Source organism: Streptomyces sp. HD (genome assembly GCF_028369295.1).
Lineage (GTDB): Bacteria > Actinomycetota > Actinomycetes > Streptomycetales > Streptomycetaceae > Streptomyces.
Window position 1 is genome coordinate 174,717 of sequence record NZ_JAQMYP010000002.1, and the last position, 22,991, is coordinate 197,707.

At 72.6% G+C, this 22,991-nt stretch carries 15 protein-coding genes; 10 read left to right on the forward strand and 5 right to left on the reverse strand.

What is annotated here, in order from left to right; all coding sequences use genetic code 11:
* Positions 1 to 57 precede the first annotated feature (57 nt).
* Positions 58 to 1,413: an SWIM zinc finger family protein gene (locus tag POF73_RS02675; protein WP_272112750.1), complete on the reverse strand. Its 1,356-nt coding sequence runs from the start codon at positions 1,411 to 1,413 to the stop codon at positions 58 to 60.
* Positions 1,414 to 1,579: 166 nt separating this feature from the next.
* On the opposite strand from POF73_RS02675, the gene POF73_RS02680 reads away from it, so the two are divergent.
* The 7 genes from POF73_RS02680 to sucD all read left to right on the forward strand — a co-directional run bounded on the left by POF73_RS02680 (position 1,580) and on the right by sucD (position 13,981).
* A complete protein-coding gene (locus POF73_RS02680) occupies positions 1,580 to 2,710 on the forward strand; it encodes an ATP-binding protein (RefSeq protein ID WP_272112751.1) in 1,131 nt (376 codons plus the stop codon).
* 321 nt (positions 2,711 to 3,031) lie between these two features.
* Positions 3,032 to 5,779, forward strand: coding sequence for a DUF5682 family protein (locus POF73_RS02685; RefSeq protein ID WP_272112752.1), 2,748 nt, complete (start codon positions 3,032 to 3,034; stop codon positions 5,777 to 5,779).
* Positions 5,780 to 5,921: 142 nt separating this feature from the next.
* Entirely contained in the window at positions 5,922 to 7,085 is a 1,164-nt protein-coding gene (locus POF73_RS02690; RefSeq protein ID WP_272112753.1) for a VWA domain-containing protein, read from the forward strand.
* 312 nt (positions 7,086 to 7,397) lie between these two features.
* A complete protein-coding gene (locus POF73_RS02695) occupies positions 7,398 to 8,615 on the forward strand; it encodes a hypothetical protein (RefSeq protein ID WP_272112754.1) in 1,218 nt (405 codons plus the stop codon).
* Positions 8,616 to 8,908: 293 nt separating this feature from the next.
* Positions 8,909 to 11,299 carry a hypothetical protein gene (locus POF73_RS02700; protein ID WP_272112755.1) on the forward strand — a complete coding sequence of 797 codons (2,391 nt, stop codon included), beginning with the start codon at positions 8,909 to 8,911 and terminating at the stop codon, positions 11,297 to 11,299.
* 591 nt (positions 11,300 to 11,890) lie between these two features.
* Positions 11,891 to 13,069: an ADP-forming succinate--CoA ligase subunit beta gene (gene sucC, locus POF73_RS02705; protein WP_272112756.1), complete on the forward strand. Its 1,179-nt coding sequence runs from the start codon at positions 11,891 to 11,893 to the stop codon at positions 13,067 to 13,069.
* Between the two features lie 27 nt (positions 13,070 to 13,096).
* Positions 13,097 to 13,981 carry a succinate--CoA ligase subunit alpha gene (gene sucD / locus POF73_RS02710; protein WP_272112757.1) on the forward strand — a complete coding sequence of 295 codons (885 nt, stop codon included), beginning with the start codon at positions 13,097 to 13,099 and terminating at the stop codon, positions 13,979 to 13,981.
* Between the two features lie 104 nt (positions 13,982 to 14,085).
* Here the strand turns inward: sucD and POF73_RS02715 are convergent, their stop codons facing one another.
* Positions 14,086 to 15,135: a helix-turn-helix domain-containing protein gene (locus POF73_RS02715; protein ID WP_272112758.1), complete on the reverse strand. Its 1,050-nt coding sequence runs from the start codon at positions 15,133 to 15,135 to the stop codon at positions 14,086 to 14,088.
* Between the two features lie 96 nt (positions 15,136 to 15,231).
* On the opposite strand from POF73_RS02715, the gene POF73_RS02720 reads away from it, so the two are divergent.
* A complete protein-coding gene (locus POF73_RS02720) occupies positions 15,232 to 17,277 on the forward strand; it encodes a cell division protein PerM (RefSeq protein ID WP_272112759.1) in 2,046 nt (681 codons plus the stop codon).
* Between the two features lie 85 nt (positions 17,278 to 17,362).
* On the opposite strand, the gene POF73_RS02725 is transcribed toward POF73_RS02720, so the two are convergent.
* The gene (locus POF73_RS02725; RefSeq protein ID WP_272112760.1) at positions 17,363 to 18,133 is read right to left on the reverse strand and encodes a hypothetical protein; all 771 of its coding nucleotides are present in this window, start codon (positions 18,131 to 18,133) and stop codon (positions 17,363 to 17,365) included.
* A 336-nt stretch (positions 18,134 to 18,469) separates the two neighbouring features.
* On the opposite strand from POF73_RS02725, the gene purN reads away from it, so the two are divergent.
* Both purN and purH read left to right on the forward strand, forming a co-directional pair.
* Positions 18,470 to 19,108: a phosphoribosylglycinamide formyltransferase gene (purN, locus tag POF73_RS02730; protein ID WP_272112906.1), complete on the forward strand. Its 639-nt coding sequence runs from the start codon at positions 18,470 to 18,472 to the stop codon at positions 19,106 to 19,108.
* A complete protein-coding gene (gene purH / locus POF73_RS02735) occupies positions 19,105 to 20,694 on the forward strand; it encodes a bifunctional phosphoribosylaminoimidazolecarboxamide formyltransferase/IMP cyclohydrolase (protein WP_272112761.1) in 1,590 nt (529 codons plus the stop codon). The genes purN and purH overlap by 4 nt, the downstream gene beginning before the upstream one ends.
* A 45-nt stretch (positions 20,695 to 20,739) precedes the next feature.
* Here purH and POF73_RS02740 read toward each other — a convergent pair whose 3' ends face one another.
* Positions 20,740 to 22,542, reverse strand: coding sequence for a serine/threonine-protein kinase (locus POF73_RS02740; RefSeq protein ID WP_272112762.1), 1,803 nt, complete (start codon positions 22,540 to 22,542; stop codon positions 20,740 to 20,742).
* Between the two features lie 133 nt (positions 22,543 to 22,675).
* Positions 22,676 to 22,894 (reverse strand): hypothetical protein, encoded by a 219-nt coding sequence (locus POF73_RS02745; RefSeq protein ID WP_030954381.1) that lies wholly within the window; start codon positions 22,892 to 22,894, stop codon positions 22,676 to 22,678.
* Positions 22,895 to 22,991: the final 97 nt, after the last annotated feature.

The window sequence follows — 22,991 nt, forward strand, 5'->3', positions numbered from 1 at the left end:
CCGGGCGACGGGCGACGGGCGGCGGGTGGCGTACGGCCGTCGGGCGGGGCGTATCGGTCAGCACAGCTGCACCGCCTCGCCCGCTCCCTCAGGCCAGGCCGTCAACGGGGTGAAGCCGCGGTGGCCGCACTCGCCGAAGACCTTGACCGGGGCCCCGCCCGACAGCGCGACCAGGCGCCACAGGCCCGGACGGGCTCGGGCGGCCGGGGTGAGTGGCAGAGCCGTGTCCGCGTCGGCGTCCGCCAGCTGCCACGAGTCGCCGTCCGGGGCCGGTACGACCCGGTCCAAGGTCACCGGGACGGAGTCCAGCCAGGGGTCGTCGCGCAGCGCCGCGCCGTAACGGGCGGTCGCCTCGGTCGTCGTCATGCCCGGCGGGCGTATCGCCGACGGGGCGGGCGGTGCGAACTGCTCGCCCAGGGCCGCGCGCAGCTGCCCGGCGCCCGGGTACGCCGACACCTCCGCCTCCAGGGTCAGCCCCACCGGCAGCGCCAGCTCCGGGGCACGGCCGGCGGCGCCGTAGGAGAGGAGCAGTGCGGTACGGCCCGAATCGGCGCCGTACAGCCATATCCGGCGCGTCGTCAGTTTCACGTCCGCCGTGTCGTACTGGGCGAGGACCAGCCAACGGTCCCTCACCGGCGGGCCGTCCGCCGAGGCGGGCAGGCCGATGCGGGAGCGGACCGTGTCGGTCAGAGCGCCGGGCAGGCGCTCGCGGCCCAGCCAGCCCTGGTCGAGAAGGTGGAGCAGGGCGCACTCCTCCAGCAGGCGCACCGGCCAGCCAGGGCCGGACGCCGGGATCGCCCCCAGCTCCCGTACCCGTGCGGCCAGTCCGGGGGCCTGGGCGTCGACCATCCGGGCCGCCGTCTCCTCCCACAGGCCGTATCCCGCCTGTTCCGCCCCGGCCAGGCCGCCGCGGAGCAGGTCCGCCAGGCGCTGCTCCAGCTCCGTCGCTCCCGCGGTGACCCGCATGGCCCGGCGCTCCGCCCGGCGCCGCGCCGCCTCCGGGTCACCGGTGCCGGATGCGGAACCGGTCGCGTCCGCGGTCCGCTTCTCCTTGGCGCGCTGCCTTCTCCCCTCTGTCCACTGCCCCGCCCAGTCCGGGGGCGGCCCGGGCGGCACCGCGCCGCCCCCGCCCGCCCAGAGCAGCAGCAGCCCGAGCGCGTGTTTGCACGGGAATTTCCGGCTCGGGCAACTGCACTTGTACGCGGGCCCGGACGCGTCCGCGATGTCGATGACCGTCTGATACGGCTTGCTGCCACTGCCCTTGCACAGCCCCCACACCGTCCCCTCGTCGGAACTCCCCGTCTCGGACCACGGCCCCGCCGCTCCGAGTTTGCTTCCCGCTTTGCGTGACGCGGCGTCAGGCGCCAGTGCCAGCACCTGGTCCGCGGTCCAGCGCACCCCCTGCTGAGTCATGACATCGAAGGTAGATCCCACCACTGACAATCGGCCGGGGCCGAGGGCCCGCGAGCAGCCTCGCGAACGCGTTTACGCAGGTCGGAACGCATTGTCAGTGGCGTGGTGCAACGTGGATGCCAGATCCGAAACGGCTGAACCGGCCGAGCTGGAGGGGGACTTTGCCATGTCTGTGTCCGTAGACCCGACATCCGTCGAAGTTGGGGAGGCGGAGGCGGTCGAGGCGTTGCGACCGCACGCCGAGGACGCCTTCGCCGATGAACTCGCCGTGCTGGCAGCGCAGGACGACCGTCCGCGCCCGACCCGATGGAAGCTGTCGCCGTGGGCCGTGGCCACGTATCTGCTCGGCGGCACGCTGCCGGACGGCACGGTGATCACACCGAAGTACGTGGGCCCGCGCCGCATCGTCGAGGTCGCCGTCACCACGCTCGCCACCGACCGCGCCCTGCTCCTGCTGGGTGTGCCCGGCACCGCCAAGACCTGGGTGTCCGAGCACCTGGCCGCCGCGGTCAGCGGTGACTCGACGCTGCTGGTGCAGGGCACGGCGGGCACGCCGGAGGAGGCGATCCGCTACGGCTGGAACTACGCGCAGCTGCTGGCCAACGGCCCGAGCCGGGATGCCCTGGTGCCCAGCCCGGTCATGCGGGCCATGTCCGAGGGGATGACGGCGCGGGTGGAGGAGCTGACCCGTATCCCGGCGGACGTGCAGGACACGCTGATCACGATCCTGTCCGAGAAGACGCTGCCGATACCGGAGTTGGGGCAGGAGGTGCAGGCGGTCCGCGGCTTCAACCTCATCGCCACGGCCAACGACCGCGACCGCGGCGTCAACGACCTCTCCAGCGCGCTGCGCCGCCGCTTCAACACGGTCGTGCTGCCGCTGCCGGAGAGCCCGGAGGCCGAGGTGGACATCGTCTCCCGCCGCGTCGACCAGATCGGCCGTTCCCTCGACCTGCCGGCCGCGCCCGACGGCATCGACGAGATCCGCCGTGTCGTCACCGTCTTCCGTGAGCTGCGGGACGGGGTGACGGCCGACGGCCGCACGAAGCTGAAGTCGCCGAGCGGCACGCTGTCGACGGCCGAGGCGATCTCCGTCGTCACCAATGGGCTCGCCCTGGCCGCCCACTTCGGCGACGGAGTGCTGCGGCCCGGCGACATCGCCGCGGGCATCCTCGGCGCCGTCGTCCGCGACCCGGCGGCCGACCGGGTCATCTGGCAGGAGTACCTGGAGGCGGTCGTGCGTGAGCGGGACGGTTGGACGGACTTCTACCGGGCGTGCCGGGAGGTGAGCGCGTGAACGACGACGACCTCGGGTGGGGGCGCCCGAGCGGAGGATCGAAGTCGGGTGCCTCTGTGGCGGAGGGGCCGTGACGGCTGGTGGCGTGCGGGGCGGTCGGGGGCCGGGGACGGGACCGGTGGCTGCGTAGGCGAGGGAGAGGAGACGGGGAGGAGAGGGGGAGCGTGCTGTGAGGGGTGGCGGGGTGCGTAGGGCGTGGGGTGAGCGGGGCTGCGTGGGTGGGGTTGTCGGGGGTGCCAGGGCTGTCGGGGTTATCGGGGGTGTCGGGATTCGTGGCCTTGTCGGCGGGGAGTCGGGATCGAGGGGGACGAGGTGATGGGCATGGACAGGACTGGGAATGAGGGCCTGGAGGTGGGCGCTCACCGGGTCGAGGACGGGGCGGCGGGGGACTCGGACGCCGGTGCCGCGCTCGCTCCGGTGCCGAAGTCTCCAGTGGCGAAGCCTCCGGGGCCGCTGCTGCTCGGGGTACGGCACCACGGGCCCGGGTCGGCGCGGGCCGTGCGCGCGGCGTTGGAGGTGGCCCGGCCTCGGGTCGTGCTGATCGAGGGGCCGCCCGAGGCGGATGCACTGATCCCGCTCGCCGCCGACGAGGGCATGCGGCCGCCGGTCGCCCTGCTCGCCCATGCCGTGGACGAGCCCGGCCGTTCGGCCTTCTGGCCACTGGCCGAGTTCTCCCCGGAGTGGGTCGCGATCCGCTGGGCCCTGGAGCACGGGGTTCCGGCCCGCTTCATCGACCTGCCGGCCACGCACACGCTGGCGTGGGGGAAGGACGAGGAGCCCGCGACCGCGGGCAAGCCGGCCGATGAGTCTGCCGACCCGGCCGGTGAGTCTGCCGACCGGCGGGCCGACGAGTCTGCTGGTGAGCCTGTCGGCGAGTCTGCTGGTGAGTCTGTCGATGAGTCCGTCAGTGAGCCTGTCGGAGAGCCTGTCGGCAAGTCCGTGGGCGAGCCCGCCGGAGCGTCTGCCGGGGAGCAGGGTGCCGGGGAGCAGGGTGAGCGGGACGGCTCCGGTGCTGATGTCCGGGTCGACCCTCTCGCTGTGCTTGCGGATGCAGCTGGTTACGACGATCCCGAGCGGTGGTGGGAGGACGTCGTCGAGCACCGGGGTGTGGGGGACGGGGACGCGTTCGCGCCGTTTCTCGGGCTTGAGGAGGCCATGGGGGCGCTGCGGGAGGCGTACGGGAGCGGGGGACATGACCGGGATCTCGTGCGGGAGGCGTATATGCGGCTCCAAGTGCGGGTCGCTCAGCGGGAGTTCGGGGACGAGGTGGCTGTGGTGTGCGGGGCGTGGCATGTGCCCGCGCTGCGGCAGAAGAGCACCGTGGCCGCCGACAAGGCTCTGCTGAAGGGGCTGCCCAAGGTCAAGGCGGACATGACCTGGGTGCCATGGACGTACCGTCGGCTGGCCCGGGCCGGCGGATACGGGGCGGGGATCGACTCGCCGGGGTGGTACGGGCACCTCTTCGGCGCACCGGACCGGCCGGTCGAACGATGGATGACCAAGGTGGCCGGGCTGCTGCGGGACGAGGACCGGATCGTGTCCTCGGCGCATGTCATCGAGGCGGTGCGGTTGGCCGAGACGCTCGCGGCGATGCGGGGGCGTCCGTTGGCGGGGCTGGGTGAGACGACCGACGCGGTGCGGGCGGTGATGTGCGACGGCTCGGACGTGCCGTTGGCGCTGGTGCGCGACCGGCTCGTCGTGGGGGACGTGCTGGGGGAGGTGCCGCCGTCGGCGCCGGCGGTGCCGTTGCAGCGGGACCTCGACCGGATCCAGCGTCGGCTGCGGATCAAACCGGAGGCGCTGGAGCGGGAGTTGGAGCTCGACCTGCGCAAGGAGAACGACGCCGAGCGCAGCAGGCTGCTGCACCGGCTGCGGTTGCTCGGTGTGGAGTGGGGTGAGCCGGTCACGTCGCGGGGCAGCACGGGGACGTTCCGGGAGACGTGGCGGCTGCGGTGGGAGCCCGAGTTGTCCGTGCGGGTCGCGGAGGCCGGGGTGTGGGGGACCACCGTGTTCGCCGCGGCGACCGCCAAGGCGGAGGCGGACGCCGTGGGCGCGCAGGGTCTCGCCGACGTCACCGCACTCGCCGAGCGCTGTCTGCTCGCCGAACTGGCGGACGCGCTGCCCGCCGTGATGCGGATCCTCGCCGACCGGGCGGCTCTTGACGCCGACGTCGGCCATCTAGCCCAGGCCCTGCCCGCGCTGGTTCGCTCTCTGCGGTACGGCGATGTGCGCGGCACGGACACCGGGGCGCTGGCCGAGGTCGCCGCGGGACTCGCCGAGCGCATCTTCGTCGGGCTGCCGCCGGCCTGCGTCGCTCTGGACGCGGATGCGGCCGAGGAGATGCGGCGCAACGTGGATGCGGTGCATGGGGCGGTGGGGCTGCTCGGGGACGCGGTGGCATCGGGGGCATCGGGGGCATCGGGGGCATCGGGGGAGGAGGCCGAGTCAGGGCGCGATCGCCGTAGGGACGAGGGCAGCCCGCCGCACGCCCTCGGCCACGGGGAGCTGCGAGATCGGTGGCACGCGGTGCTCCGGGTGCTGTCGCTGCGGGACACGGTGCCCGGTGTCATCCGGGGGCGTGGTGTGCGGCTGCTGCTGGACGACGGGAAGTTGGCGCAGGACGAGGCAGCGCGGCTGATGGGGCTGGCGTTGTCACCGGGGACGCTGCCGGCGGACGCGGCCGCTTGGATCGAGGGGTTCGTCGGCGGCGGCTCGGGCGGCGGGATGCTGCTCGTGCACGACGAGCGGCTGCTCGGGTTGGTCGACGCGTGGCTCACGGGGGTGCCGGCGGAGGCGTTCACCGATGTGTTGCCGCTGCTGAGGCGCACCTTCTCGGCGTATGAGTCGGGAGTGCGGCGGACCTTGGGCGAGCTGGTCCGGCGTGGGCCGGGGCAGCGGGGGAGTGCGGGGGTCGGCGGTACCGGCATACCCGGCTTCGCGGCGGAGCTCGACGTCGAGCGGGCGGATGCCGTGGTGCCGGTGGTGCGGCTGCTGCTGGGGCTGGGCCGGGTGGAAGAGGACGCCGAGAAGGACCTTGGCGACAACAACCTTGTGGGGGCGGCGGGATGACGACTGACGGAGTGAGCGAGCCGAGGGTGCGGGCCGGGGTGGCGGGGACTGTCGGGCGACCGGGCGGGTTGCCGGGGCGGCCCGTGACGACGACTGTGCCGGTGATTCCGTTGTGGGAGCGGCCTCGTGAGGGAGCGTGCCGATGATTACCGGGGCGATGGACCCGGCGCAGGAGCGACTGCGGCGGTGGCGGATGGTGCTGGGCGGGGGCGACGCCGACGGCACCGGATGTGCGCTGACCGGGCGGGACGCCGCGATGGACGGGGCGCTGGGCGCTCTCTACGGCAAGGGGGACAAGGGGCAGTCGGGGAAGGACCGTTCGGCGGGGCTCGGGGCGTCGGCACCGTCCGTGGCGCGGTGGCTCGGGGACATCCGGACGTACTTCCCGTCGAGCGTCGTCCAGGTCATGCAGCGGGACGCCATCGACCGGCTCGGGCTGAACACGCTGCTCCTGGAGCCGGAGATGCTGGAGGCGGTGGAGGCGGACGTGCATCTCGTCGGCACGCTGCTCTCGCTCAACCGGGCGATGCCGGAGACCACGAAGGAGACGGCGCGGGCCGTCGTGCGCAAGGTCGTCGAGGACCTGGAGAAGAGGCTCGCCACCCGGACTCGTGCCACCCTCACCGGCGCGCTCGACCGCAGTGCCCGTATCAACCGGCCGCGCCACCACGACATCGACTGGAACCGCACGATCGCCGCCAACCTCAAGCACTACCTCCCGGAGTACCGGACGGTCGTGCCGGAGCGGCTCATCGGGTACGGGCGGGCGTCGCAGTCGGTGAAGAAGGAGGTCGTCCTCTGTATCGACCAGTCGGGGTCGATGGCGGCGTCGGTGGTGTACGCGTCGGTGTTCGGGGCCGTGTTGGCGTCGATGCGGTCCATCGATACGCGGCTTGTGGTCTTCGACACCTCCGTCGTCGACCTCACCGATCAGCTGGACGATCCGGTCGACGTCCTGTTCGGCACCCAGCTCGGCGGCGGCACGGACATCAACCGGGCGCTCGCGTACTGCCAGTCGCAGATCACCCGGCCCGCGGAGACGGTGGTCGTGCTGATCAGCGACCTGTACGAGGGCGGCATACGGAACGAGATGCTCAAGCGGGTCGCGGCGATGAAGGCGTCGGGGGTGCAGTTCGTGACGCTGCTGGCGCTGTCGGACGAGGGGGCGCCCGCGTACGACCGGGAACACGCGGCCGCGCTCGCCGCGCTGGGGGCACCGGCCTTCGCCTGTACGCCGGATCTCTTTCCGGAGGTGATGGCGGCGGCCATTGAGAAGCGGCCGATTCCGGTGCCGGACGCCGTTTGAGGAGGAGACCGAGGAGAGGTCTGAGGACGGGAGAAGAGATCTCAGGACGGGAGAAGAGAGATGTGAGGAGGGCGATGGCGAGGAACTGCCGGTGATTTGTCGACCTGGTGACGACCGACTTGGGCCAGCAAAACGGACATGAGTGCGCATCGGTAGCGGGGGGCTTGCGCGACCTCGGGAGGGGCGTGCGAGGATCGACGCCGCTTGCGCGGTGCGCCGCGCCCCGCCTGTCCGTACCGTGTCGCGCCGACTCACTGCTCGTCACGTGTACCTCGTTACCTCGTTCCGCCGCACGGGAGGACCCACCTCGTCTTGACCTGGCCAGCCGCCTTGCCCGTTGCCGCTCTGCGCGTTCTGCGCACTGCGGCCGGACGGCGTGCGCTGCAGGCGGCGTTGCTGGTGGGCGGTCTGTTCGCGCTCGGGTTCCTGTGCGGGGAGCGGGCGTATGCGGCGGACGGGCTGCCGGTGGACTCGGGCACATCGTCGGCTGCGTCGGCTCACTCGTCCTCGGCGTCGGCTCCTTCGCCCCCCGTGTCGTCCTCGGCCGCGGTGCCCTCCAGCTCCGTCGGCGCGGTCGAGCGGTTGGTGACCGACCCGGCCGGGACTGCCGTGCAGGCCGCGGGCAAGTCCGGTCAGCAGGCCCAGACGGAGCCCGGACTGCTCGACCCGGCCAAGCCCGGCCCGCACACTTCGCCCAGCCTCGGTGTGCACGGCAACGAGGCGCCCGCACCGGCCGACCCGGCGACCTCGGCGTCACCGGCCAGCCCGGCGCCCCCGAACAGCCCGGCGGCCCCGGCCGACCCGGCGACCTCGACGTCCCTGGCCAGCCCGGCGCCCCCGGCCGACCCGGCCCACCCCGCGCCCCAGGTCACCCCGACAACTCCCCAGTCCTCGGCCGCGCTGATCCAGGACGTCGGCGACCGAGTCATCGCCCCGGTCGTAACCGTCGTCGAGTCCGTGACCGCTGGCCTGGCCGAGGCACCGCCGCTGTCGGCGTTGCCCTCGCTGCCGCTGCTCCCGGCGGCTCCGGAGTCGCCGAGTTGGCCGAGTCTGCCGGGGTTCGAAGTCCCTGGCCTGCCCGAACTGCCCGGTGCCCCAGGTCTGCCGACCCTGCCCGGCAGTCCCGCCCGGATCCTGCCCGCGCCCGTCACCGCGACGCCGCAGCCGGGGTCGGAGGCGCCCGCCTCCGGTGGCGCACGTGACGACGAGAGTCGTACCGGTGCCGCGAACGGGACCTACGGGCCGCGGTTCGTTGCCGATGCCACTGTGCCCAACACCTGGGCGTCCGGCGGCGCGCACCGTCTTGTGCCGCCCGGCTACACGCCCGTTCACCAGGCGCCGGTCGAGCAGCCGGGCGGTGTGGCGGGCAATCGCTCGGCGGGGGACAACGGCACCTCTCGGCACGGTGACGCGCATGCGGTCTCGCTGAGCCGACGGGACATGTTGATGCTGGTGCCGGGGGCTGCCGTGGCCGGCGGCGCCGATGAGATCCAGGACAGGCACGGGGACATTCCGGTTTCCCCCGCGTAGGGCAGCAGGCCGGCCCTCCCCGCAGTAGACCTGCCGCGCGGGGGCGGAAACAGGTCTGCCCGCCCGTCCGGACCCCCCAGTTCACGGATGTCCCTCTGACATTCCCCGGACGGAAGCCGCCGGAGCCGTACCCGGTGTCGCTGGTCCCCAACTCCCCGGACCGCGACCGGAAACGGCGCCGGAATGTCCCCAACCGTCCGAAGTCCCGGAGTTCTCGGAGTCAGCAGGGTTCTCTCCCTCTCCGTTTCTCCGGGGGCCTTCGGAGCCCCAAGATCTAGGGATCCGACGCACGCATGAACAAGAACATCCGCCGCTCGATCGTCATAGCCGCCGGTGTCACCGGTGCCTGGGCGCTCGGCTCGACCGCCGCCAGCGCTGACGAGCTGCCCGCCTCCACTCTCTCCGCACCGGACACGGCCACCGACACGGCCTCCGACGCGACCGCCGTAACGAATACGGCCGACAACTCCGACGCCCCCAGCCTCCTGGGCACCGTCACCGACACCGTCGACGGCGTCGTCTCCGACGTGACGGGCACCGTCTCCGGCGTCACCGACGGCGCCACCGGCACGGCGGCCGACACGGCCAGGACGGCACCCGCCGACACCGCCGACCAGGCCCGCCGTTACGTCGACGCCAAGGTCACCGTCCCGGCCGCCGGAACCTCCGCCGCCTCCAAGGCCGCGAAGGCCAAGGCCGCGGCCCAGGTCATCCAGGGCGCCAAGGCCGCTCGCGCGGACAAGGCGGCGCTGAGTGCCGCCGCGCAGGCCGAGGCCCATGTCTCCGCGGGTGCCGCCGACGCGGTCGACGACATCCGCGGTACGACCCACGACACCCCGCACCACCCCGGCACCGTCGACTACCTCTTCGGTCCCCTCTCCGCCTTCGCCCCCGAGCTGGAGCAGGCGCTCGCCGCGGCGCAGACGAAGCTGCAGGGCACGCAGGCGGCGGCCCGTTCGCAGGCGCGGGGCGTCGAGGGCGTCGTACGGACGAAGGCGGAGTACGCCGTCGCGGGCGCGGGCCGCACCGGGGCCGGCGTGCAGGACGTCGCCCAGGCCGGCGTCGCCCACGTCAAGGGCAGGGCCACCGCCACGGCGACGGACGCGCAGGCCACCGTCACCGGCAGGGCCACCGCGGTCAAGGGGGCCGCCGAGGCGTCCGTCTCCGCAGTTCCGGGCCATGTCACCGGCACGGTCGGCGGCGTGGAGCAGCGGGTCGTCGGCACGGTCAGCGCCGTCCCCGGCACGGTCACCCCGGTCGTCGAGCAGACCGCCGACGCGGTCGTCCCGCCGGTCGCCGGCCAGGCCGTGAACGGCGTTGCGCCCGTCGCCGGACGCGCAGTCGGGGGCGTCGCCCCGGTCGCCCAGCACGCCGTCGCCGGTGTCGCCCCCACCGCCACCAACGCCGTGGCCGGGGTGACCCCGGTCGCCGGGCACGCGGTGGACGGTGTCCAGCCGGTGGCCGCCCGGGCGGTCGCGGGTGTGCAGCCGGTGGCCACTCAGGCTGTCGCGGGCGTGCAGCCGGTGGCCTCCCACGCCGTCGCCGACGTGCAGCCGGTCGTCGGCCAGGCCGTGGACGGCGTCGTCCCGGTCGCGCAGGGCGCCGTGGCCGGGGTCGCCCGGGCCGCCGGTCACACCGTCGACGCCGCGGCCGCGCTGGCGTACGGGGTCGTCGCCGATGTCCAGCCGGTGGCCGCTCAGGCGGTCGCGGGTGTGCGGCCGGTTGCCGGCCAGGCGGTTGCGGGTGTGCAGCCGGTCGCGGCCGGTGCCCTCCAGGGGGTCCAGCCGGTCGTCGGTGGTGCCGTCCAGGGTGTGCAGCCGGTGGCCCACGGTGCGGTCGGTGACGTCCAGTACCTCGCCCACGGCACCGTCGCCGACGTCCGGCCGGCCGCTTCCGGCGCCGTCGCCGATGTCCGGACCGTCGCCTCCGGCGCCGTCTCCGACGTGCACCCGGTCGCGCACGGGGTCGCCACGGACGTTCCCCCGTACGCCACCGGTCTGGCCGGCCGGGTCGCCGCCGATGCCGAGGGCAGCGTGCTGCCGCCCGTCGCCGACGCCGCTGTTCACGGCGTCGTGCCGGTCGCCGGGCAGGCCGTCGCGGACGCGGGCGGGCTGGCGTACGGCGTGGGGGGTGATGTGCAGCCGTTCGTGGGCGGTGTCGTCGGCCAGGTCGACCCCTTTGTGAACGGGGTGGCCGGACAGGCCGTGCCCTTCGCGGAGACCGCGACCGCTCATGTGCAGCCCTTCGCGTACGGCGTCACCGGCGCCGTGCAGCCCGTGGTCGACACGGTGGTGGGCACCGTCACGGACACCGTCCAGCCGGTCGTGCACGGCGTCGGCGGCAGCGCCACGACCCTGGCGTACGGCGTGGCCGGTGACGTGCAGCCGTTCGCGGGCGGTGTCGTCGGCCAGGTCGACCCCTTCGTGCACGGGGTGGCCGGGCAGGCCGCGCCGTTCGCCGGGGACCTGACCGGCACCGTCCAGGACTCGGCAGGCCCGCTGGCGGGCAACGCCGTCGGCGGCGCGCGGCAGGCCGCCGGGTCGATCACGCCGGGTTACGCGCAGGACCTTCGCGACGACGTCCGCAACGACGTCCAGGACAACGCCCCGAACGCCTTCCAGAACCAGTTCGAGGACGCGTACCGGTACGACCTCGGCCAGGCCGGCGGCTCGTACCGCATCTGACCGCATCTGAGCGCATCGGGCTGCATCCGGCTGCATCCGGCTTCATACGGCGGCATCCAACCGAGTCCGATCGCAGCCGACCGCACCTCCGAACAGCCGCCCGGCGAGCGTGATCATCGCTTGCCCGGCGACCGACGACTCCGTGGGGCAGACGGCCCCGGACGGCCGAAAGCCATCGGCCTCATCCGGCCCGAGCCCCGCGGACGGGCCGGGTGATCCCCATTGGGGTGGGGATCACCCGCCCAGTAGCCCACAGGGGCGGCCCATTCGTGCCCCTTCGGGCTGTTCAAGGGGCCTCACCGGGTCAACCCCAGCCCGGTGAGGTCCTGTCCCGGCAGGTTCCCGTTTCCTCACATTCGGCACGGCGTGCCAGTGATCTTCGCTGATCGCGGCATCATGTGACAGGTATCACCGCTCAGGTGTGACCCTCGATTTAGGGGCCTCCTTCAAGCAGCGATAACCTGCGAGACGGACATGCCGCGCGCTCGGACACCGTGTGCGCCTCCCTTGTGACAGCGGACGTCACGTTGCCCTTCGCGGCACGCCCACGCATCCAACGAACCGCGAGATCACTGATAGGGACGGAAGCGCGTGGACCTGTTCGAGTACCAGGCGAGGGACCTCTTCGCCAAGCACGATGTACCGGTGCTGGCCGGTGAAGTCATCGACACGCCTGAGGCGGCCCGCGCAGCCACTGAGCGCCTCGGTGGCAAGTCCGTCGTCAAGGCACAGGTGAAGGTCGGTGGCCGCGGCAAGGCCGGTGGCGTCAAGCTGGCCGCGACCGCGGACGAGGCCGTCGCCCGGGCGACCGACATCCTCGGCATGGACATCAAGGGCCACACGGTCCACAAGGTGATGATCGCCGAGACGGCCCCGGAGATCCTGGAGGAGTACTACGTCTCCTTCCTCCTCGACCGTGCCAACCGCACCTTCCTCTCCATCGCCTCCGTCGAGGGCGGCATGGAGATCGAGGAGGTGGCGGCCACCCGTCCGGAGGCCGTCGCCAAGATCGCGATCGACGCCATCGACGGCGTGGACGAGGCCAAGGCCCGCGAGATCGTCGAGGCCGCCAAGTTCCCGGCCGAGGTCGCGGACAAGGTCGTGAACGTCCTCATCACCCTGTGGGACACCTTCATCAAGTCGGACGCCCTCCTCGTCGAGGTCAACCCGCTCGCGAAGGTCGCCTCCGGTGACGTCCTCGCCCTCGACGGCAAGGTGTCGCTCGACGACAACGCCGAGTTCCGTCACGACTGGGACGAGCTGCACGACAAGGCAGCGGCCAACCCGCTTGAGGCCGCCGCCAAGGAGAAGAACCTCAACTACGTCAAGCTCGACGGTGAGGTCGGCATCATCGGCAACGGCGCGGGTCTCGTCATGAGCACCCTGGACGTCGTCGCCTACGCCGGTGAGAACCACGGCAACGTCAAGCCCGCCAACTTCCTGGACATCGGCGGTGGCGCCTCCGCCCAGGTCATGGCCAACGGCCTGGAGATCATCCTCGGCGACCCGGACGTCAAGTCCGTCTTCGTCAACGTCTTCGGTGGCATCACCGCCTGTGACGAGGTCGCCAACGGCATCGTCCAGGCCCTGAAGCTCCTTGAGGACCGCGGCGAGAACGTCACCAAGCCGCTCGTCGTCCGCCTCGACGGCAACAACGCCGAGCTCGGCCGGCAGATCCTCACCGACGCCAACCACCCGCTGGTCCAGCGCGTCGACACCATGGACGGCGCGGCCGACAAGGCCGCCGAACTGGCTCACGCCGCCAAGTAAGCACTCAGGACGAGGACACAACACACCATGGCTATCTGGCTCAACAAGGACAGCAAGGTCATCGTCCAGGGCATGACGGGCGCCACCGGCATGAAGCACACCAAGCTCATGCTCGGTGACGGCACCAACGTCGTGGGCGGCGTGAACCCGCGCAAGGCGGGTCAGACCGTGGACTTCGACGGCACCGAGGTACCCGTCTTCGGGACCGTCAAGGAGGCCATCGAGAAGACCGGCGCCAACGTCTCCGTCATCTTCGTGCCGGAGAAGTTCACCAAGGACGCGGTCGTCGAGGCCATCGACGCCGAGATCGCGCTCGCCGTCGTGATCACCGAGGGCATCGCCGTGCACGACTCGGCGTCGTTCTGGGCGTACGCCGGCAAGAAGGGCAACAAGACCCGGATCATCGGCCCGAACTGCCCCGGCATCATCACCCCGGGCCAGTCGAACGTCGGCATCATCCCGGGCGACATCACCAAGCCGGGCCGCATCGGCCTGGTCTCGAAGTCCGGCACGCTGACGTACCAGATGATGTACGAGCTGCGTGACATCGGCTTCTCGACCGCCGTCGGCATCGGTGGCGACCCGATCATCGGCACCACGCACATCGACGCGCTCGCCGCGTTCGAGGCCGACCCCGAGACCGACCTGATCGTCATGATCGGCGAGATCGGTGGCGACGCCGAGGAGCGGGCCGCGGACTTCATCGCGAAGAACGTGACCAAGCCGGTCGTCGGTTACGTTGCGGGCTTCACCGCGCCCGAGGGCAAGACCATGGGTCACGCCGGCGCCATCGTCTCCGGTTCGTCGGGCACCGCCCAGGCGAAGAAGGAGGCCCTGGAGGCCGCGGGCGTCAAGGTCGGCAAGACGCCGACCGAGACCGCCAAGCTGGCGCGCGAGATCCTCGGCGGCTGAGCCGACTGAGGCAACCAGCTGAGTGCCGGTAGGCCTGCTCCCCGCGCGGGGGCGGGCCTACCGGCGTTTTGAGCTCGCACGGCGGTCGGTCCCTGTTCTGCCGTTCAGCCGGTCTGCGGTACGAGTCTCTCCGGGCCGCTCGCGGTCGCTGCCCGCAGCTTCTCCCGCAGTTCCAGCTCCCTGTCCGACAACGGCCCCGGCGCCAGCCTCGGCGGAACCCCCCGCACCGTCTCCCCGGGCGGCACCGGCGGCTCGTACTGGGTCGGAGCCGTGCGCAGCGTCAGCGCGGTCGTGCCGATGAGAGCCACCGTGAACGCGATCGCGGCCCGGGTCCAGAACCGGGCCCGGCGTTCGCCGCCGCTGCGCACCGTCGGGGGCCGGGCGGCGCGGAGGCGTTCCGCGGAGGCCAGTTCGGCCAGCCGCTCGTGGAGCGCGGTGGGATCGGACAGCGCCGGCAGACGGTCGGCGACCGTGGCCCTGGCGTGCAGCAGACGCCGCGCGGTCGCCGGAGTGCTCGCCTCCGACTCCGCCGCAGTCTCGGGCAGGTCGAGCCCCACCCCGTCGTAGAGGAGAAGCGTGCGGCGCTGGGGTGGCGGGAGTTTGAGGAGTACGTCGAGCAGGGCGCGGTCGGACGCGTCCGAGGGCGGGGGTTCGGGGTGCCGGTAGCGGGGGCGGAACCGGTGCCAGGGGGAGAGGGCGAAGTCGTACGCCGTCGCCCGCACCCAGCCCGCCGGGTCCCGGTCGCGGGCCACCTCCGGCCAGCGCTGCCAGGCGAGCTGGAAGGCCCGCTCGACCGACTCGCGGGCCAGCTCGCGACGTCCGGTGAGCAGGTAGGTCTGCCGGACGAGGGCGGGGGCGCAGAAGGCGTAGAGCGCGTCGAAGGCCTGGGCGGGGGTGAGGGCCCGATCCTTCGTCACCTTGCGCTCCGCCGCGCCCTCCTGAGCCGCCGTCTCTTTCGCAAGGGAGTCGAGCAGTTGTGCGTACGCCTCTCTTCTGATGCCGCGCGGAGTCGTACGGCCGGTCTCCCACGCGCGTACCGTCTCGCGGTTGACGCCCACCCTTGACGCGACCTGAGCCTGCGTCAAGGAACCGGCCTCGCGCAGGCGTCGGCGGTCCTCGGGCGGGGGGAGCTGGGGTGCAGAGCTCTGCGTCACCGGGCGCCCTTCCGTGCGAAAAGGTACATAAACATATATTGGGCGACACATCGGAGGTTCGCCTGTTACGACGGGAAAGCGCGTGTCGTTGGGAGCATGGCGAACGTGATCGACATGACCGCTCGCCGCAGGCCCCCGTCGTCCCCGCTCACGCACCTGCACGGCCGAAGGCCGGGGCTCGGTGTGAGCTTCCTGGGCGGGGCGGTGGCGGCCGGGCTGGGGCTCGGTGTGTTCGCCGTACTGGTGATGGTGCTGTGGGTCAGTTCGCCGTATCCGGACAGCGGGCCGGGCGGTGCGCTGCGGATCGCCGCCGTGCTGTGGCTGCTGGCGCACGGCGCCGAACTGGTCCGCGCCGACACCCTTTCCGGAGTCCCCGCGCCGGTCGGCGTCACACCGTTGCTGCTGTTCGTGCTGCCGGTGCTGCTGGTGCACCGGGCGGCGCGGGACGCTGCGGCGGACGGCGGGGAAGGGGAGCCGCTCGTGCCCGGACCCACGGTGTGGGCGGGCGTAGTGCTCGGGTACCTCGGGGTCGGGGCGGCGGCCGCGGCGTTCGCGGCGCGGGGTGAGCTGCGGCCCGACTGGTGGTGGACCGTCCTGTGGGTGCCGGTGGTCGTGACGGTCGCCGCGGGGGCGGGCGTGTGGACGGCGTGCGGGCAGCCGCCCGAGGCGGTGGAGCGGGTGCTGGTCGCGTTGCCGCGATGGGTACGGCGGCTGGTGCCCGGGGTGGCGGCGCGCGCCCGGCTCGGTGTGGCCGCGCGGGCCGGGGGCGCCGGGGTGGCCGTGCTCGTAGGAGGCGGGGCGGTGCTGGTGGGGGCGTCCCTGGTGTGGCACGGCGCGGCGGCGCGGGGGTCGTTCTCGCAGCTGGCGGAGGGGTGGTCGGGACGGTTCGCGGTACTGCTGCTGTGCGCGGCGCTCGTGCCGAACGCGGCGGTGTGGGCGGCGTCGTATGCCCTGGGGTCGGGGTTCGTGCTCGGGGCGGGGCATGTGGTGGGGCCGACGTCCGCTGCCCCCGCGTCGCTGCTGCCGCCGTTTCCGCTGCTGGAGGCGGTGCCCGGGGCAGGGGTTGAGGGACTGGTTCGGTGGGGGGTCGGGGCGGTGCCTGTGGTCGCCGGGCTGGTGGTGGGGTGGTTTGTGGCGAGGGCCGCGGTGTGGGACGGGGACGGGGACATGGGTGTGGAGGAGGCGGCCGCAGGTGGGGGCGGGCCGGCTTCTGGCGGGGCTCGGACCAAGGGTGGGGGAGCGTCCGAGGGGGCTCGGGCCCCGGGTGGGCGAGACTCTGGGGCGGCCGGGCGTGTGCCTGTCGTGGTCTGGTCGGGTGCGCGTACCGCAGGGGTTGCCGTACAGGCCTCTGTCTTCTGCGGGGTCGTCTTCGCCCTGTTGGGCGCGCTGTCGGGTGGGCCGTTGGGGGTCGGGGTGCTCGCGCGGTTCGGGCCGGTGTGGTGGCAGGTGGGGGGCGCGGCGCTGGGGTGGGCTTTGGTGACGGCGGTTCCCGTGGCCGTGGCTGTGCGGGGGTGGCGGTGCCGGTCGGGGCGGGCGGTGTCGGCGGTGTCGGTCGGTGAGGCGTCGGGGGCGCTGATCGGCTGGCCCTGTGTGGAGGGGTTGAGGGAGCGCGGCCCGGGCGGCGGTGGGCGGCAGTTGTTGGGGAGGCTGCCGTTGGTCGGCGGGTGGCTGTCGCGGGACTCCGGGGCGGGGGAGAGTGACGGTGCGTCCACCGGGACGGAACCGCGGGCGGGACGCACGGTCTACGACCAGGAGGTGGCGCCGGACCGGGCTGTTCCGCGTCAGGACGGTCGGTCCGGGGAGGGCGGCCAAGGCCTTTCGGACGATGCCGACGACGATGAGATCCCGTACGTGGAGTACGACCACGACACCACGTTCGAGCCGTACGACTTCCCGTCCAACGAGCCGCCACCGGAGCCGCCGCCTGCACCCTCGTCGGAGCCCCGGCCTGCGCCTTCGCCGGAGCCGCCGCCTGCACCCTCGCCGGAGCCGTCGAAGCCGTCAGACGCCGTTGAGGACTCGGACGCACCGGACGCACCGGATGCCCCGGACACGCCAGATGTTCCTGAGGCCTCGGACGCGCCGGAAGCCCCCGAGGAGCCGGAGCGACCCGGCGAGTCGGAGGGGACGGCATCGTCGTGAACGGCGAGAGGCCCGGCCCAGCTGGTGTCGCCGACGGATTCCTCGCCCCCGCCGCCTCCACCTTGCGGCTAAAGCCCCCGAGGCCTCATTCCGTGTTCCCCAGAACCCCTCGCAACTGCTCCGGCAAAAGCTCATTGCACGACTGCTTGGCCTCGTTGGTCAGCGCGTCATTAGTGCACGTGTAGTAGTCGCTGTACACCATCTGTGCCGTGAACCCGGCCGCCACCACCGCGATCGCGAGGGACGCGGTGACGAGGCCGCTCACCGCCGCCGTCGTCTGGGGGCGGCCTGAAGCCTGAGGCGCCGGGGCGTTCGGTTCAGGGGTGCGCGGCTTGGTGCGGAGGCTGCTGATGCCCCAGTAGAGGGCCAGCGCGCCCAGGAGCAGGGCCACGTACGGCCAGCTGAACAGGGCGAAGAAGAAGGCCCACATACCGGAGAGCAGGGCGAAACGGGCCCGGCGCTGAGCGGGGTCGGTGGGGTCCCAGCGCATGCCCGTGCCGGGGCTGCCGCCTCCGGGACCCTCCTGGCCGCCTCGGGGGCGGTCGCCGAAGCCGCCGGGGGAGCGGCCAGGCTGGCGGTCGCTCCACTGGTTGCCCAAGGGGGACTGGTCGCCGTCGTCCTCCCCCGAGCCCTGCGGCCGAGGCTGCCAGGGGCGGTCCGGGGTGCCCTCCGGCGGCGGCGCGAAGGGGTTGTCCTGCTGTGTCTGGCCGTCACGGCCCCGCTCGTCGCCGTTCTGCCCGCCCGAGGGCGCGTCCGGCGGTGAGGCGGGGCGCTCCCGCAGCAGCATGCCGTTGTGCTCCCCTCCCTGTACCGACTGCGGGGGGAGCATGTGGAGTCGCAGGCTGCGGTCCGGCATCAAGTGAGCGTCTTCCCCTTGGTGAATGCGCACGATGGCGAATACGAACGATGACGAGTACGAACGGTGACGAGTACGAACGATGGTGAATTGGGAGCGAACTGAAAGAGCTGTCACTTCGTGAACGCACCGCACACCGACCGCGTTCCCGAGCCCGCTCGTCGCAGACGCTACCTTCCGGCCACGCCCCCGTCCCATGGGGGCCGCCCGGTGTGCCGGTATCGTTGCTGACGGTCGGCTGCTTCGTAGACTTCCCCGTATCCCGGGGCGCGATGCATTCGTATGAACGTACAGACCGGCCGCACGAAGAACGCACCCCCGAGAAAGGGCCCCACCGTGGCCGCCAAGCCCGTGGCCGAGCGTGCCAAGCGCCTGGTCGTGCTGGTCTCCGGATCCGGCACCAACCTTCAGGCGCTGCTCGACGAGATCGCCGCCGTCGGCACCGCGGCATACGGCGCGGAGATCGTGGCCGTAGGCGCCGACCGTGCGGACATCGAGGGGCTGGCGCGGGCCGAGCGTGCCGGGCTGCCGACCTTCGTGTGCAAGGTCAAGGACTACGGCAGCCGGGACGAGTGGGACGCGGCGCTCGCGGAGGCCGTCTCCGCCCACGAGCCCGACCTCGTGATCTCCGCCGGGTTCATGAAGATCGTGGGGAAGGAGTTCCTCGCGCGTTTCGGCGGGCGGTTCGTGAACACCCACCCCGCCCTGCTCCCCAGTTTTCCCGGCGCCCACGGCGTCCGCGACGCCCTCGCGTACGGCGCCAGGGTCACCGGCTGCACCGTCCACTTCGTCGACGACGGCGTCGACACCGGGCCGATCATCGCGCAGGGCGTGGTCGAGGTCCGGGACGAGGACGACGAGAGCGCTCTGCACGAGCGCATCAAGGAAGTCGAGCGAAGGCTGCTCGTCGAGGTCGTGGGGCGGCTCGCCCGCAACGGCTATCGCATTGAGGGACGAAAGGTAGTTATCCAGTGACCGCCGACAGCACTGTCACGGCCGAGAGCGGCGAGAGCACCAAGCGGGTCATCCGCCGCGCGCTCGTCAGCGTCTACGACAAGACGGGCCTCGAAGACCTCGCGCGCGGGCTGCACGAGGCGGGCGTCGAGCTCGTGTCGACCGGCTCCACGGCCGGCCGTATCGCCGCCGCCGGCGTCCCCGTCACCAAGGTCGAGGAGCTCACCGGCTTCCCGGAGTGCCTGGACGGCCGCGTCAAGACGCTGCACCCGCGCGTGCACGCGGGCATCCTCGCCGACCTGCGCCTGGACAGCCACCGGCAGCAGCTGGACGAGCTGGGCGTGGCGCCGTTCGACCTCGTCGTCGTCAACCTCTACCCGTTCGGCGAGACCGTCGCCTCGGGCGCCTCGCCCGACGAGTGCGTGGAGCAGATCGACATCGGTGGCCCGTCCATGGTGCGCGCCGCCGCCAAGAACCACCCGTCCGTGGCGGTCGTCACCAGCCCCGCCCGTTACGCCGACGTCCTCGGGGCCGTTCGCGACGGCGGCTTCGACCTCACCACCCGCAAGCGGCTCGCGGCGGAGGCCTTCCAGCACACGGCCGCGTACGACGTGGCGGTGGCCAGTTGGTTCGCGAGTTCCTACGCCCCGGTCGACGACTCCCAGTTCCCCGACTTCCTCGGCGCCACCTGGGAGCGCGAGAACACCCTCCGCTACGGCGAGAACCCGCACCAGCCCGCCGCGCTCTACGTCTCCGGCACCGGTGGCCTCGCCGAGGCCGAGCAGCTGCACGGCAAGGAGATGTCGTACAACAACTACACGGACACGGACGCCGCCCGCCGTGCCGCGTACGACCACGCCGAGCCGGCCGTCGCGATCATCAAGCACGCCAACCCCTGCGGTATCGCCATCGGCGCGGACGTCGCCGAGGCGCACCGCAAGGCACACGCGTGTGACCCGCTGTCGGCGTTCGGCGGTGTGATCGCGGTGAACCGGCCGGTCAGCAAGGAGATGGCGGAGCAGGTCGCCGAGATCTTCACCGAGGTCATCGTCGCGCCGGACTACGAGGACGGCGCGCTGGAGGCCCTGGCCAAGAAGAAGAACATCCGCGTCCTCAAGGCCCCCGCCGCGCCCGCCAACCCCGTCGAGGTCAAGCCCATCGACGGCGGTGCCCTCCTCCAGGTCACCGACCGCCTCCAGGCCGACGGCGACGACCCGGCGAACTGGACCCTCGCGACCGGCGAGGCGCTCTCCGCCGAGGAGCTGGCCGAGCTCGCCTTCGCCTGGAAGGCCTGCCGGGCCGTCAAGTCCAACGCGATCCTGCTCGCCAAGGACGGCGCCTCGGTCGGCGTCGGCATGGGCCAGGTCAACCGCGTCGACTCCGCGAAGCTGGCGGTGGAGCGGGCCGGTGCCGAGCGCGCGCAGGGGGCGTACGCCGCCTCGGACGCGTTCTTCCCCTTCCCCGACGGCCTGGAGATCCTCACCGCGGCCGGCGTCAAGGCCGTGGTCCAGCCCGGCGGTTCGGTCCGTGACGAGCTGGTGGTCGAGGCCGCGCAGAAGGCGGGCGTGACGATGTACTTCACGGGGACGCGTCACTTCTTCCACTGACGGTCCACTGAGGTCCACTGACGGAGCATCAACACCCGGGCGGCGCTACGTGGAACTGCGTAGCGCCGCCCAGGTGTTGGGCCCGACCTGACCGTCGACCTCCAGCCCCTTGGCGCCCTGGAACTGCCGCACCGCCGCGTCGGTCTCCGCGCCGAACTCACCGTCCACGCCCGCACCGCCGACGCTGTAGCCGCGCTGGGTCAGCATGCACTGCACCTGCACGACGCGCTGTCCACGGTCGCCGCGTTGGGTCAGTTCGCTGCCGGAGTAGTACGTGCACTGCGAGATCCACGGCGGGGTGGCGGGCTTGGTCGCCGTCTTGGTGGGGGTGGGGGTCGGGGCGCTGCCGTCACCGTCGCCGCCCGCGTCGCCGTCGGAGGTGGCGGAGGGTTTGTCGACGGGAGTGGCCTGCGTGCCGCCCGCACCGCCCCCGGATGTCTTCGGGCTCTGCGACGCGTCGCTGTCCCCGACCCCCGAAGCGGTCTCCTTTCCCTTGTCCTTGTCGCCGGAGGGCGAGGCGGAGGAGCTGGGGGAGGAGGCCTGGGCGTCGCCGGGGCCGGCGCTGTGGCTCGTCGTCGGTGTGGCGGAGGCCGTTTCTTCGGTGGACGGTCGGGTGAGGAAGAAGGCGCCCGCGGCGACGGCGCACACGGCGAGGCTCGCGACGACGGCGAGGTAGACCCTGCGCTTGCGCCGCCTGCCGTCGTCGTCCGGCGTCGGTACCTGCGCGGACGTGGCGTACGGCTCCGGCGGCGTCGGCGGCCCGTAGGGAGGGGTGGGGCCGGAGGCGGGGGCAGCGAAGGGTGCAGCCGCAGCCGCACTGAACGGCGCGGGCCGAGTGGGCGCCCGCAGTTGGACGGTCTCCTGGACGGAGACTTGTTCCAGTACCTCGCAGGCCTGCCGCCGGGCCAGCAGCCGGGCGCCCAGCGGCTCGTGCCAGGCGGCGGCGCGGCCGTGACCGGCGGCCGTCGCGGCGTCGAGGAGCTGGCGCGGGGTGGGACGTCCGGCGGGGTCCTTGGCGAGGCAGGCGGTCAGGAGGGCGGCCAAAGCCGGGTCCACGGCGGCGAGTTCGGCCATGATCTCCGGCTTGGGTTCCTCGAACGCGACCCGGTGCATCACGTCGACGCCGGTCCCGTCCCCGAAGGGCGCGTGCCCGGTGGCGGCGTAACTCAGGCTCCCGGCCAGCGAGAAGACGTCGGAGGCGGTGTCGCAGTTGCCCTCGCGCAGATACTCGGGCGACATGAAGGCGGGTGTGCCGACCCGGGCACCGGTCGTCGTTATGGCGCTGCTGTCGGCGGCCTGTGCGATACCGAAGTCGATGACGTGCGCGCCCTGCAGCGACAGGATCACGTTGGACGGCTTGAGATCCCGGTGTACGACCCCGGCGGCGGACAGCGCCGACAGGGCCTGCCCCAGCTCCGCCACCAGCCGCCACACCCCGGCGGCGCCGAGCGTGCCGCACTCGCGGACGGCGTCGGCGAGGTTGAGACCGGGCAGATACTGCGTCGCCATCCACAGCAGCGAGTCCTCGAACCCGGTGCCGAGCAGACCGGGAGTGCGCGGCGTGTGCACCCGGCCGTGCACGGCGGCCTCCCGCTCGAAACGCTTGCGGAACCGGACGTCCTCGGCGTACTCGGGGCGGATCACCTTGACTGCGGCGAGGCCGGGGGTGTTGTCGGCGGGACGGGCGAGGTAGACATGGCCCATGCCGCCGCTGCCGAGGAGGCCGAGGGGGATGTAGGGGCCGATCCGCCCCGGGTCCCTGGACCCCAGCGGAGTCGCCCCGGCCTGCTGCAACGCGGCGCCCTCGGTCGCAGGAGGGTGCGGCGGCGTCGGCCGTTCGTCTGACATGGGTCCCCCGATGTGCTGCCTTCTCACAACGCGCGCTTGCGTCACGCAAGTTGACGAAAGGCTACCGCTCACGACGTCCGCCCGTACGTGGTGCACTCCACGTACGGGCGGTGGCACCCCGCCGTTATGACGGTCAACGGATGAGGGAGCGCAGGACAGGGATGCTCGCGCCGGTCGTGGTCAGTCCGGCGATGACTGCGGCCGCACCGGGCACGCCGGTGAACGCTGTCAGGACGCCGATGGCGAGACCGATCGCCAGCGCGGCGAGCAGGACGACGGCGGTGTGAAGGGACAGGAACGGCGGTTCGGATGCGGGTCCGTTGGCGGACTGCTGGTTCTGGGTGTTCGTCATGCATCGACTGTGGACCCGCACGGTGCCATGGCTTGAGCTGGTCGAACGAAGTCATTCGAGATCAGCCTTCGGCCGAACCGCCTCCGTCCGAGGCCCG